Consider the following 13,943-nt stretch of genomic DNA (forward strand, 5'->3'; position numbering starts at 1 on the left):
TTTCTATTAGTTATTGTTTATTATTGCTTGATTTTTAGTTTTGATTTTTAGTTTTGACTTATCCGTTAACTGTTGCCAACGGTTGCTTGCGACTTGCGCGCGCGCAAAACTCACACACAACAGCGCAACAACTACGATTGCAGCTACGACTTGCGCCGAAATCGTTTCAACGTACGGATAGAATCCAAGCCAATCGTTAGTTGGCAAGCCTTGAATATACGCGCCAGCGAGCGCATCGCCCTCTATAAGCGCATGCACACCTCCGCCAGCAAAAATCACCACTAAAATGCACATAAGCGCGCTTGTTCCTGCAAAGAACGGGCGAATCGGTATGCGCACAGATGCAAAGCGAATCAGCAAGAAGATTACAACTAGAACAGCAGCTGCGGCCACGAATCCGCCCCAAATCATGGAGTCAGCTCCGCTTGATACAGCAAAAATCGCTTGGTAGAAAATCACAGTTTCTGCACCTTCGCGAAACACTGCTAGGAAGCTTAGCAACGCTAGAGAAATCAGGCTGCCTTTAGAAACGGCTGCCGTTGTTTGGTTGCGAATATACTCGTTCCAAGCTTGCACAGAAGATCTTGAAATCATCCAATTGCTTGTGTACAGCAGCATAAGCATTGCAAACAGCGCCACAACGCCTTCCGTAATCTCTTGCTGCGGTCCAGAGCCATTGAATAACAATCCAAATAGCGCAGCAACAACAAGCGACGCCGCAATTCCAGCAACAAGACCCATGTAAATGTACTTAACCATGTGCTTGTGCCCAGATTTAATAAGATACGCGATTATTGCAGCAACAACCAGCAGAGCTTCCAACCCTTCGCGCAACAATATTATAAAAGCCTGACCAAAGGAGCTTGTTATAAATTGCATAAACACATTGGCATTAGCCGCCGCACCGCCGTCTAGCTTGGATGCATCTTCAATAAGCATTGACTCAAGATCTGTAAACAGCTTTTTTGTTTGCGCAAATGATTTGCCACTGTTCATAGCCTGCCTGCACTCTTTGAATTGATATTCAACAGCGCTTACTCGGCTTCCGCTTATTGCGTTCATAACGTTCTTCTCGAAACCGAGCTTTTCGTAATACTGGTAATAGGCTTCGTTCACTAAATCAACAGCTTTTGCAACTTCTTGCTTATTTGCTTTTGCTGCTTTATACGTTGATGCAGATTTGTCGAGTATAACGTTCATTTCTCGCGCTACTTGACTCCAAGTTCTGCCGTTTCGTCCAAGATTCTTCTTTTTTGCAGCATCGAGCTTTTTGCGTTCTTTTGCGATTTGCGCGCGCAATTTGGATGCATAAACATTCGGCTTATCTAGATTTGCGTTTGAGTCTAATTGAGATGCTGTTTGTGCAACGTCTTCTTCTAGAGCAGATACGACTTCACTAATTTGCGCGGCCTGATTTTGTTGATATACCAGCGTTTGCAACTGTTGGAATTGGTCACTTTGCGATTGAACTTTATTCTGACTAATCGTATCTCGCACAACTGTAATCATGTTTGAAGCTACATAAACAGAGTTGTATGCAGCTTGAAACCTGGTTGCAGCTCCTGCCATATTTGCGTTTGCATACTCGCTTTTGCCTTGTTCTAGCTGACTTTTAATAGCTAAAGAAACTTCCGACCAAGTGTTGTATGTTTTATTGGCATCCGTAGCATAAGCAGGCGTTGGAGCTGCGATTAGCCCCGCAATTCCAGCAAACCCAGCAACACCAGCAAACCCTATTGCGCAGCTTACAAAAACGCATATTGCAAGTAAAAATGCATACACTTGCCGTGCTTTTTGGCGCGCTTTTGCACACGCGTGCATAATGTCTCCATATCTCCTTTGGCTCTAATCCCCATCGAGCGCACCCAACTTCTTTTATTTTCGTTCTATTTTTTAGTTTTGCTGGAGCTTTTATCTTTAAGTTTTAGCTTCAGTCTTCAGTTTTCAGTTTTAATCGTTCAAATTTTTTGGCGATTTCTACGCGGTTGTTCTGTTTTGCTAGAACTTGTTCCGTTTTGTTATATTCGAAGTCGCCTCGCAAGTAACCCCATCAACATAATATCGATATATCAAGTAGATTGATATAGTTCAGAGCAAAAAACACGCAAATTTGCAAAAATGATATTGATAACGATAATTATCAATCTTTTTAAATTGATTCCGCAAAAAAGTGCGCTGGGAATGCGCGCGTTTTGCGAAGCGCATTATTTGGCGAGATTACAGCAAACTCAGCACTGGTAGTTTGCACGATTTTTTGCAAATCGCTTTCTTGCGATACAAACAACGCAGTTGCGAGCGCATCGGCATAAGCAGTTGGAAAAGCGCAAGTTTTGCTAGGCACATACGCCCAGCTTGCGCATAAATCGCAAGCAGGAATGCCATCAAGCGCATTAATCAAGTGAGTCGCAATTAAATTAGACTCAAATCCACTTGCATCTTTACCTAAGCAACTTGCTTCTTTTACTTTCCAACGCCTTCTTGCACTAGACGACGCACACAATGCTCCGCTTGCGATTGATGCCACTGCAACTGCTTGAGTTGTGTCAAACGGATTTTCCAGAGCCACTTTTATTTGATCATTCTCTTCGCTAAAACAAGCGCGCATATCTCCGCCAGCGTTTACAAGAAAATCAAAATCCGCAGGCGAATCACTATCCGCAGGCGAATCACTTTCAAGCTCCTCTTTAATAATCTGTGTTACAAGATCTACAAAATAGCCCTTTCCAGCTGCACCAAAATCAAGCTGCACTGGCTGATTTGTGCAAAGCGTTGCACTGCCGCTATCTTGCGAAATATCTGCCCACGTAATCGGCAAAGCGCGGCGATAATTAGCCCAACTGCCTATATTAGAACTCGCGCTAGCTGCCGACTCTGGAACGAACTGCACAGAATTGTTGTAGCCAAGCGCAAGCAGATCCGCGCCGATGCACGCGTCGAAAGCTCCGCGAGTAGCAGCGTAAAACTCGCCATAAAGTGCAAAAAGTGGCCCAGCCCATGCTGGAAACTCAAACTCGCCGCCATGCTCCGCACTAGCCATGCGCGAAACTAGCGAATCTTCACGAAAGCGCGAAAGAGTCTGCTCATACTCTTCAACAAAGGCACGAATCCGCTTCTGCACGCGCTGCGAAATCGGCACGCTGCTAGAGATAATAATCCCCGTTCCAAGCGCGCGCTCAAAAGCCGTCACATTCCCAAACATTATTTGCCTCACGCAAACATTTCATTCGCTTTTTTAGAAAGCTCATACCTAATAGGGCGTTCGCCAATAGAATCAACCATTCCAAGCTCAATCAAACCGTTAAGCGCGCTCACAATCTTTCTCTCACCAACCTGCTCATCAATTGCGTTTCCAACGTATTCGCTTAATTGCTTGCGAGTCATTGGAGTTGGATTATACGAAAAAAGCTTATTTTGCAACAAAATGGTCATAACTTCGTACTGAACTTTAGAAATCGCTGTTTTTTTGGAAAACTTGAACAGCTTATTCATGCAGTAAATAATCTGTTTTAATTGCAAAACAATATTGTTGAATACTTCGTTCTGTGCTTTTTTAATATATTTCAACATTGTGCAGCAAAACATAGTTAAATCATTGCAATTAAACAGTTCTTGAGCTTTAGAAAAAGCGGCATAGTATCCAGATTTCTCTGCGTAAATTACAGAGCTTAAGCTCAAAATTGTTGGCATCGAAAGCTGCTCGTGCAATTGCAAAGCAAGCAAAAACCGCCCAGTTCTGCCGTTTCCATCATAAAACGGGTGCACGCTCTCAAAAGCATAATGACACATGCACGCTTTAATAAGCGTTGGAACTTTGTTACTATTCATCAAACTCAACATCTGCGTTAAATGATCTTGAATTTCTGCTTCCGTTGCATCGCCATCGTGCACTACATTATTTGCGCCATCACGAATACTTACTTTTCCACTCCTAAAAATCTCACCATCTGGAATATCACCTGATTCTAATTCGCACTGCATAATGCTATTGTAGATTTTTCGTATATCTTGCAATGTTTGCGGAATTGAAGTGCCATTCTTATTGGAGTCTGCAACTGACTTTACATTCAAATCCACAACAGATTCCGCAACCGACTTTTCTTTAGAATCTGCAAGCTCAAGAAAAAGCTTAGTAAATTCACTAAAACGCGTATGCTTATTCTGCTCACTCGCAGCAGCAAGCGCTTTGGAAAGCTCTTTTCTAGTACTGTGAACACCTTCAATAATGTTGGTATTTTGCACTTCTTTTGCAATAAGTTGCATTAAATACTCGCGCTGAGCAAACCGCGGCAACCTGCTCCACGCTTTTTCAACCGCTTTTTCAGCATACGCAATATCATTCATGTGCGTCACAAGATCCGTTACACACATTGCAAAAATTTCATGAGCGTCAAATACGATTCCAGAACGATACGTTGCAGGATTATCAATGCGCAAGCAATACTCTTCTTCCGCAATATCACAAGGTTTTGCATTACTTTTAGACATTGCAACTATTTTGCGTATTGTTTTGTAATCCATAATGCGACTCCATTTATGTTATTGCGTTTACATTATTGCGTTTACGTTATTGAAGATTTTGTAGTAATGTCTTGCAATATTTTGCTTGCTATATCTTGCTTGCGATATCTTTGCCTATACGCAAATAATGCATTTATCACAAAATGATTGCATAGCTAATGTAAAAATCTATTCTATACCTACATTTTGCCAAAATGAAGGCATAGCGAGTAAAAAACATTCGTCTATACCGACATTTTCGCAAAAACGCACTATAGAAATATTGATAGCATCGGCAACATCACGCCACTCGTTTCGGCGTAGCTGATGGTAAGTGAAAAAAATCGGGCGACGCATAAATGCATCGCCCGCAAAACTTTCGTTTTCAAATCGTATGAAACACGCTACCACGCCACACATACGTTACACAATACAGTCTCTTTACAAAAGCTCGCGTCACAATCCAAAAAGCTTCAACAGCGCGCGGAACGTATCTTGACCATCATAGCAAGTTTCAACTAGGAATCCGCGCTCATTGCTGTATTCTTTGAGACCGCGATAGTAGTAATATTTCTTTCTATCCTCAATAATAAACGGCACAATATTATGCTTTAAGCATTCCTTAAAAGCAATCAAACGACCAACCCTGCCATTACCATCCTGGAAGGGATGAATTCGCTCAAACCTGTAATGAAAATCAACTATATCTTCTAGCTGCAAATCAGTTTTAGCAAGGTATTCTGCCAACAACTTGCTAATCTCCTCATGCACTTTTTTCGGATCGCAAGTTTGCACACCGCCTACAACATTCGCACGCAACTTGTAGTCGCCAACACTAAACCAAGGCAGAAGCTCGTAGCTTGTTCCACGTTTAAGCAGCAAATGTAAATGCTTAATCATGTCTTCACTAAGAGGCTCTTCAGCAACGTCAATACAGTAATCAATCGCGCGAAAATGATTCACTGTTTCAACAATATCGTCAACCTTAATACCCGTATTCCCTACTACGCCAACACTTGAATCCGCGCTATCAACTACACCATCCGCTTTTTCTTCGGAGCCGATAGTATTAGTTTCAAAAATTCGCCTAGTCTGATCTTCGCTTAGCTGGCTTCCTTCAATATGATTCGAGTTGTACGTCATGCGAATTTGAAGCTCGTGATAAATTCCGCCTGGAATACGATGCGCCTTTTCTTCCCTAAGCCTTTGCAAAATAGGGTTACCCGAGATTACGCAATACAATTCACTTGGCTTACATTGTAAATAATTGCTGATTTTTGCGATTACTAAATTTGATAGTTTTTCACCTTTTGAGATTTTTGCAATCGTACGAGAAGAAATATGCAACTCGGCTGCTAACTGCGATTTTTTAACGCCTTTTTCACGCAGCATGTTGTTAAATCCCGTGTAATCATACATTTTTAACGCTTCTCTTTCTTCCACTTGCCCTGCTTTATTGAGATGAATTATTGCGAATCTACATGCCAGCGCCATACTATAGCTAAAATCTTTACTTATTTTCCCATAATCAACATCAAAAGTAAAGATAATTGCGATTTTACGCACACAAAAGTAAAGATTCGCAAAAGAAAATATGCATCAAAAAGAAATAACCAAGATATCATCGTTAGCAATGCGCAAGCGCTACATTCAATCTATGCCGTAACGCGTTTTATACGCCGCGTAATCCTTATCTTGCAAAACACTAGCCACATTCGGCGCGTATTCGTATTCTTCTTCAACAAGATGCGCAAACTGCTGCTGAGCTAAAAGCTCAACATTCAGTGGCTTTGTAATAATGCGAAACATGTCTTCAAGAAGCTTAGTATCGTTAGCATCTTTAGCCCGAATCGAAGCCTTGTCGTTAATGCGCTGCGTTATTAAACCCCAATCGAAATGATATCCAGCATCTCGCGCAACAATATCCCAAAAAACACGCTGCGTTCTGCCATTGCCCTCACGAAATGGGTGCAAAACATTAAAATTATTATAATTTACGCTTAGCTTACTAATAAAATCATAAATAGATAAACCTTGCAATAAATTATCATTTTTAAGCGTTTGCTCACAGTAACGAATCCCAACGCCCATGTATTCAAGCGGATGAAACGGCTCGCCACCACCTTTAGTCATGTCTATAGTACGAATCTGACCAGCCCAATCGTAAACATCTTGAAAAAGATAATGATGAATCCACTGCAATTGCCTAACAGTGCCTTCTGCATGCGGCAAGTTTTCGTACAACTTATAGCTACGGACTGAAACTAAATCGTTTTCAAAGAAATCAAGATCTTCCTGAGTTTGTACATTAAGTTTGTTCTTCAGCACTCGCGTATGAGGAATAAGATATGGGTCAAAAACTTCATCAACCATGATTAATCCTTGAACAAGTTAAGATTAATTATTCCAGACCGTAACGCTTACGAGTCAGAGATATAAGCTCATCTGCGCTTATAGAACCGCGAATATATTTTCTTGTATCAGCCAAGCATGCAGAAGAGACCGTACCACCTTCTAATTTTGCTGAAGATAATGCTATTGCAACGTTTTCCAGTCGGAACTTTTGCGTTTCTTTATCAATCATTTCTACTCCCTGCCAACACCCTCTCTCAAATCAAAAATAACTACCAACTATTTTACTATTCGCAATGCATTTATGTGCAATAAACAGAACGCAATCAAAAAACGCAATAAACATAATACAAAAGGGCCTTCGAGTGTTAACGCAAACAGAAGTCGCAACAAAATCCACTTTTTACAAGTTTAAGTCATTCATAACCTAAACTTTTATTTTTCGTAAGTTTAAGTCATTGATAACTCAAACTTTGAATTTTACACAAGACGGTTCACTTTCAAAACTTAAAAAATATTACAGTTTTGAAAGTGAAAATGATATAATACTTTCAAAAGTAAAATAAAATTAAAGTTTTGAAAGTAGAAATACGTGTTTGCTTTCAAAAGTGAAAAATACTACGATTTTGAATATAAAAGGTGATTGCAATGAAACTCATTGAGAGAACAGATTACTTAAATCGCCTAAAGCGACTTAAAGGCACTCCAGATATAAAAATCATTACTGGTATTCGACGCAGTGGAAAATCGGAGTTGTTGCGAGCTTATAGCAAATATTTAGAAAACACTTATAGCAATCAAAATAGCAAACTTTACGCATCAGCCAAACACGCACAGCAGCCAAACAAGCTACAACAGCAAAACAACTCAAACAATCAAGAACTTAACATAATCAGCATTGACTTCAATAACCTAAATTACGAAAATCTAAAAAATTACAAAAGCCTTTTTGAATACGTTGAAAGCCGTTACATACCCGAGGCGTACAACGTTCTTATGATTGACGAAGTGCAATTATGCCCAAAATTTGAGCTTGCGATTAACAGCCTTCACAATAGCAATAAATACGATATTTATTTAACGGGATCTAACGCATTCTTACTTAGCTCGGACCTTGCAACACTGTTTAGTGGAAGATTCATTGAAATACCAGTATTCCCGTTTAGTTTTGCAGAATATTGCGAATACTTTGAAGTAAAAAACAACTTTAACAATGCATTGCAAAAGTATTTACAACACGGCGGACTTGCAGGATCATACGTTTACGCTAACCAAGACGATGCGCAAGCGTACATAAAAAACGTGTATACAACTCTTGTTAAACGCGATTTAGTAGACAAATACGCAATATCGGAAGTGTCACTTCTTGACTCAATATGCGAATTTTTAATGGATAATATTGCAAATCTTACAACCGCAAACAATGTAAGCTCAATACTTAAGAAGAATCATATTGAAACAACACACATAACAGTTGGCAATTATCTAAAATATTTATGCAATGCATTCATGTTTTATAAAGTAAAACGTTACGATATTCGTGGTAAAAAATATTTAGAAACAAACGAAAAATACTATTTAGCAGACACCGCGCTACGCTACGCAATTCTAGGAACACGCAACATGGATTACGGTAGAGCGTACGAGAATATTGTGGCACTTGAGCTTATGCGAAGAGGATACGCGATTTATGTTGGCAAACTTTACCAAAAAGAAGTAGATTTTGTAGCAGTAAAAGCGAGTGAAAAGCTTTATATTCAAGTTTCAGACAACATTAGTGACAATGCAACGTTGGAGCGCGAACTTTCGCCACTAAAAGCAATAAAAGACTCTTACACTAAAATACTGCTTGCAAACACTCGCCATGATTCCTACGACATTGAAGGAATACGCGTAATAGACATAGCACAGTGGCTGCTTAACGCAAACTAAGTCAAATTCCAGAACGCAGTAAGCAGAATGCAATCGAAAAACACATAAGCAGAATACAAAAAGGGCCTTCGAGTGTGAACGCAAGCAAGAAAGAAAACAAGCAAGCGAACACAAACGAAAGTCCTAAAACACTAGCGCTAACACGTAGCAAGCAAAACCTAGCTACGCACCTTACGCAACACTGCACCAGAAGCCGCAAACATCAAAGCAGCAAACGCCACTAAAACGCCAGCAGCACCAGTAACAGGCAAAACACTCTTACCATCACCCTGGCCAGCTGTATTGTTCGCAACAGTAATATCCGTCCAAGCAAGCTGATTACCATCTTCATCAACAAGAACAACAGTATGCTTGCCAGAATAGCCAGCAGGGAATTGCGCATCAAAATAAGGAACGCCATCAGTGCCAAGTTTAACAGTCACGTAATCACTACCATCCGCGCTACGCAAAAGCTTAGGAGTGGAATACATAAACGCGTAAGCCTTGGCAGAACCCTCGCGATGCAAGCGATCAAGGAACGCCTTGTTGTTAACGTTCACAGAAACCTTGTTTGCAGAACCTGCAACAGCAATGTTGTTGGAGCCAACCTTTAGCGTACCTTTTAATTCTGGCTTAAGCTGATCAACGCTAGCAGGAGCCGAAGGAACTACGGCTTTAGCTTGAGCTGTCTTCTCAGAAGACTCAGTCTTAGTGGAAGAATCTTGAGTAGCATTGGAATCGGAAGCAGAAGGAGCAGATGGAGCTTTTTCTGCAGGCTTATCTGCAGGCTTTTCTTCAGACTTATCTGGAAGAACATCACCAGAAGCTCCTGGGTTCTTTTCACGCTCACTATTCTTGCTCTTCTTAGCTTCTGCAAGAAGATTCTCCAAATAAAGCAATCTAGACTTCTTAGATTTGCGAATCAAATTAGCTATAAAGTGGAAGCCTTGATCGTCTGCCTGCTTAGCCAAAGCTTCCTTTTCGTCCTTATAGTTTTTAATAGCATTCTTAAGACCTGCAGAAATCTTATTATTAAAGTTTACAGCAGCAGCGCCAGCTTGATTTGCTTCAGCATTATTAAACTGTTTGAAAGTCTTATTGCCAAAATTCTTTACAACTTCAAGGAACTGTGCAACAGCAGCTTTTTCATTGCTAGTAGCAGTAAACATTCCCGTGTTAACTAGCTGAGCTAATTCAACGGCATTAGTATAAGATTTTTCTTGGCCATCGCGACGCTTTTGCAATTCTTTTCTAAAGAATTCAATCTGGGAAGGCGTAGCCGTTTTACCAGCTTTTTTTAAATTCGCCAAAAACTCTTCCTCTGATGTTCCGAGGTCTACTATGCCTTTAATTGCGCTATCTGTAATTGTTTTTTGAGCTTCATTAAGCAGTGCGCGAGCGCCACTAAGAGTTGCGGCTTTGCTGATAAGAGTAGCAGTAAAGTTGAAACCTTTAGCTTTTGCTTGCTTAACTAAATCTTCCTTAGCATACTTCTCTGCTTCGTTAAGCAAATTTTTCAAAGAATCTAAAGAACTGTAATTAGACTCTTTAATCTTGTTAGCAAGAGAATCGAGCCCAGATTCTTTAGCTTTTTTAACTAAGGCAGCTTTGCCATTAGCATATGCGCTTTGAGCCTTATCGCGATCATCTTTAGTAGCAGGTTGACCATTGGCGCCAAAGAAAATATCAGATGACAACTTAAAGTCTTTTTCTCCACGCACCTTATTAGCAAGCTCATGCAAACCAATAACATCAAGATGCATAGCACGATATTTAACAATCATATCCTCTACGTACTTAACAACACTAGCGTTACCGTCACCATAACCAGTAACTTTCGAAGCGTTATTGTCGAGATATTTTACAAGCTCATCAATTTCACTTTTAAGAAGACCAGAACCATTAACGCGTTTTTTAAGCGTCTCTAGAGGAGAGAGATTAGCAGATCCTCCAGTGCTACTCACTTGAGCTGGAGTCGCACTACTAGCCAACGCTGGCATTGCAAACGCAATTCCCGAAACAAAAGTCGCTACCGCTGCAAATGCGGCAATCGCTTTTTTACTTAACATACTTTTCCTTTCCTCTCATCACGAATCATCGTGCGAAGAGCCTATTTGCTAAAACAGCACAATAAGTGATTCAACTTAGGCTTAAATTAAATCATTACAAAGTATACAGATACCCTACCCCCCTAATGTATTGTTATAACCTTTCCATAACAGATAAACAGGGATAAAACAGAAATAAAACAGATCAAACGCTAAAACAGATAAAACACAAATAAAACAAAAGCAGGAGTCGCGATAAATAATCGCAAACTCCTGCAATATATGAAACTTAGGTCTTATAAAACCGTAAGAGTTAGGCTTAAATCACTTTTGCATTGGGCAAAACGTTGCCGTCTTTATCAACATTGCAACTATGCTCAACAGCAATCGTAATGTGATCGTTGTCAACGGAATAAAAGCCGTCAGTCACCTTAAAAACGTGACGAACGCCTTGCAAATCGTCAACCTTTACAAATCCGTGATCAATCAACGCAAGCACAGCCTCATGCCCAGGAAGAACACCCATTGTGCCATTCACAGAAGGAATAACAACAAACTTAGCATCGCCTTCCCAAACAGGATGCCTGGCTGCAACCACACTAACGTGCAGCGTTTTCACTTGCTTTTCTGCCATAATCACGCACCAAACTCTTGCTGCATATCGTGCCAACGACGCTCAAGATCGTCAATGCCACCAATGCCAGAGAACGCCTGCTCAGGGATCTCGTCGTAAACGCCATCGCAAATGCGCGTAAACGCCTCAATCGTCTCGTCTGCTGGAACATAAGAACCTGGGCGGCCAGTAAACTTTTCGGCCACGTAGAAGTTCTGACCAAGGAACTGCTCAATCTTACGAGCGCGACTCACAGTGGTCTTATCTTCCTCACCAAGCTCATCAATACCAATCAAAGCGATGATGTCTTGAAGCTCCTTATTACGCTGCAAAATGGCCTTTACACGGTTAGCGCAATCGTAGTGAGCCTGGCCAACATAACGAGGATCCAAAATTCTAGAAGTAGAAGCCAAAGGATCCACAGCTGGGTAAATACCCTTAGCTGCAATGTCTCGCGAAAGCTCGGTAGTTGCATCCAAGTGTGTAAAGGTTGTTGCAGGTGCAGGATCGGTGTAATCATCTGCAGGCACGTAAATAGCCTGAAGCGACGTAATGGAATGACCGCGCGTAGAAGTGATTCGCTCCTGCAACGCACCCATCTCGTCCGCCAAGTTTGGCTGATAACCAACTGCAGAAGGCATACGACCAAGCAACGTAGAAACCTCGGAACCTGCCTGAGTGAAGCGGAAGATGTTATCAATAAACAGCAACACATCCTGATTTTGCACATCGCGGAAGTATTCAGCCATAGTCAAAGCGGTAAGAGGCACGCGAAGACGAGTCCCAGGAGGCTCATCCATCTGACCAAAGACAAGCGCCGTCTTCTCCAAAACGCCAGCCTCAGCCATTTCGCCAATCAAATCGTTACCCTCACGAGTACGTTCGCCAACACCAGCAAACACAGACACGCCGCCGTGATTCTGTGCAACGCGCTGAATCATCTCCTGAATCAACACGGTTTTACCAACGCCTGCGCCGCCGAACAGACCAATCTTTCCGCCCTGAACGTAAGGCGTAAGCAAATCTATAACCTTAATGCCCGTTTCAAACATTTGAGTCTTAGACTCAAGCTGATCGAAAGCAGGTGGATTGCGGTGGATTGGCCAACGCTCAGTCACCTCAATATTCTCGCCTGGCTTAGCGTTCAAAATATTGCCAGTAACGTCAAAAACGTGACCTTTTGTAACATCTCCAACAGGCACAGAAATTGGGCCGCCAGTATCTCGCACTAAAGCACCACGAACCAAACCGTCCGTAGGCTTAAGCGCCACTGCTCGCACAGTTGAATCACCAAGGTGCTGCTCAACTTCCAATGTAATCTCGTGGACGGTATCTCCCTCCGTATTTCCAACGGTGTTGATATCAACCTTGAGAGCATTGTAAATATCTGGAAGATAGCCAACTGGGAACTCAACGTCAATCACGGAACCCTGAACACGGGTTACGCGGCCAGCCGTTGGGTCGCTTTCCTTTGCATCTTCTGGAGGTGCTGTGGTCTGATTTTCAGCCATATGCTCCTATTCCTCCTCATTATTCAGCGCATCAGCGCTGCCGATAATCTCGGTAAGTTCTTGTGTAATGGAAGCCTGGCGAGAAGCATTAAGCTTTCTCGTTAAATCATCCACCAAATTGCGGGCGTTGTCTGTAGCCGTGTGCATAGCATTTTGCCTACTAGCCGTCTCGGAAGCTGCAGATGTAAGCAAGCATTCGTGAATACGCGACTGAATATACTTTGGCAAAACCGCATCCAAAACCTCGTCTGGGCTAGGCTCAAAGCAATATTCCACAGCATCTGGATTGCTGCGACTAACAGCTTCTTCACGCGCCGAAACCGCACCCGTAGACGAAAGCGAAGCCGAAGGGCCAGAAGCCGCCTCGTAGTCAGGCCTATGCATAGCAAACTCTTCGCCGTCTTTTAACGGAACCAGCTCAACTGGAAGCATGCGGAGCGTACGAACCTTTTGCCTCACCATGTTTATAAACTCAGTGAACACAATATAAAGCTCGCTAACACCGCCATCTTCTTCGGGAGTCATATACGCGTCCATTAAAGTATCGGAGATTCGCTCTGCGATTGTTACATCAGGATGATCCGTAGACCCTTCCCAAGTGCCTGCAACGTCGCGATTACGATACTTGTAATAGGTTGCACCTCGGCGACCATACACATACAACTCGGCGTGCTTTCCTTCGGCGTCTAACTTTGTAAGCAGCGCCTCGGTTTCTCGAATAATCGAAGACGTAAACGCGCCCGCCATTCCGCGGTCGGAAGTCAACGCCAGAACGGCTACGCGATTGCCTGCACGCTCTTTTCCAAAGATTGGATGCTTAATGTTTGCTTCGTGATGAGCTACCAACGCCTGCACGGCATCGAAAATTGCGTCGCTGTATGGCTTAGCGTTAAGCGCAATATCTCGCGCTTTTGCAATATGCGAAGACGCAATCATTTCCTGAGCCTTAAAGATTTTACCCAAAGACTGTGTGGAAATAATTCTCGATTTCAATGCAAGTTGGGAAGACAT

General features: G+C 42.1%; 12 protein-coding genes. 1 reads left to right on the top strand and 11 read right to left on the bottom strand.

Annotated features, from left to right (window positions below; translation table 11 throughout):
- Positions 1-6: 6 nt before the first annotated feature.
- The 7 genes from HXT36_RS04615 to HXT36_RS04645 all read right to left on the bottom strand — a co-directional run bounded on the left by HXT36_RS04615 (position 7) and on the right by HXT36_RS04645 (position 7,081).
- Positions 7-1,821, bottom strand: coding sequence for an FTR1 family iron permease (locus HXT36_RS04615; protein ID WP_421778660.1), 1,815 nt, complete (start codon positions 1,819-1,821; stop codon positions 7-9).
- A 328-nt stretch (positions 1,822-2,149) separates the two neighbouring features.
- Entirely contained in the window at positions 2,150-3,199 is a 1,050-nt protein-coding gene (locus HXT36_RS04620) for an FAD:protein FMN transferase (RefSeq protein ID WP_421778661.1), read from the bottom strand.
- Between the two features lie 8 nt (positions 3,200-3,207).
- A complete protein-coding gene (locus HXT36_RS04625) occupies positions 3,208-4,518 on the bottom strand; it encodes a Fic family protein (protein ID WP_016635647.1) in 1,311 nt (436 codons plus the stop codon).
- A 168-nt stretch (positions 4,519-4,686) separates the two neighbouring features.
- Entirely contained in the window at positions 4,687-4,917 is a 231-nt protein-coding gene (locus HXT36_RS04630) for a hypothetical protein (protein ID WP_016635645.1), read from the bottom strand.
- Positions 4,918-4,953: 36 nt separating this feature from the next.
- Positions 4,954-5,991 (bottom strand): Fic family protein, encoded by a 1,038-nt coding sequence (locus HXT36_RS04635; protein WP_082258581.1) that lies wholly within the window; start codon positions 5,989-5,991, stop codon positions 4,954-4,956.
- Positions 5,992-6,147: 156 nt separating this feature from the next.
- Entirely contained in the window at positions 6,148-6,870 is a 723-nt protein-coding gene (locus HXT36_RS04640) for a Fic/DOC family protein (RefSeq protein WP_421778662.1), read from the bottom strand.
- Positions 6,871-6,898: 28 nt separating this feature from the next.
- A complete protein-coding gene (locus tag HXT36_RS04645; RefSeq protein WP_016635642.1) occupies positions 6,899-7,081 on the bottom strand; it encodes an antitoxin VbhA family protein in 183 nt (60 codons plus the stop codon).
- 416 nt (positions 7,082-7,497) lie between these two features.
- On the opposite strand from HXT36_RS04645, the gene HXT36_RS04650 reads away from it, so the two are divergent.
- Positions 7,498-8,781 carry an ATP-binding protein gene (locus HXT36_RS04650; RefSeq protein ID WP_421778663.1) on the top strand — a complete coding sequence of 428 codons (1,284 nt, stop codon included), beginning with the start codon at positions 7,498-7,500 and terminating at the stop codon, positions 8,779-8,781.
- 158 nt (positions 8,782-8,939) lie between these two features.
- On the opposite strand, the gene HXT36_RS04655 is transcribed toward HXT36_RS04650, so the two are convergent.
- The 4 genes from HXT36_RS04655 to HXT36_RS04670 all read right to left on the bottom strand — a co-directional run bounded on the left by HXT36_RS04655 (position 8,940) and on the right by HXT36_RS04670 (position 13,943).
- Entirely contained in the window at positions 8,940-10,829 is a 1,890-nt protein-coding gene (locus HXT36_RS04655; protein ID WP_421778664.1) for a hypothetical protein, read from the bottom strand.
- Between the two features lie 298 nt (positions 10,830-11,127).
- Positions 11,128-11,442, bottom strand: a complete 315-nt coding sequence (locus HXT36_RS04660) for a F0F1 ATP synthase subunit epsilon (RefSeq protein ID WP_004131539.1) — start codon at positions 11,440-11,442, stop codon at positions 11,128-11,130.
- Between the two features lie 2 nt (positions 11,443-11,444).
- Complete coding sequence (gene atpD, locus HXT36_RS04665) at positions 11,445-12,932, bottom strand: F0F1 ATP synthase subunit beta (RefSeq protein WP_004133619.1); 1,488 nt, start codon at positions 12,930-12,932, stop codon at positions 11,445-11,447.
- A gap of 6 nt (positions 12,933-12,938) precedes the next feature.
- A complete protein-coding gene (locus HXT36_RS04670) occupies positions 12,939-13,943 on the bottom strand; it encodes a F0F1 ATP synthase subunit gamma (protein WP_004131536.1) in 1,005 nt (334 codons plus the stop codon).

It is taken from the genome of Gardnerella sp. DNF01144, assembly GCF_049244245.1.
Lineage (GTDB): Bacteria > Actinomycetota > Actinomycetes > Actinomycetales > Bifidobacteriaceae > Bifidobacterium > Bifidobacterium piotii.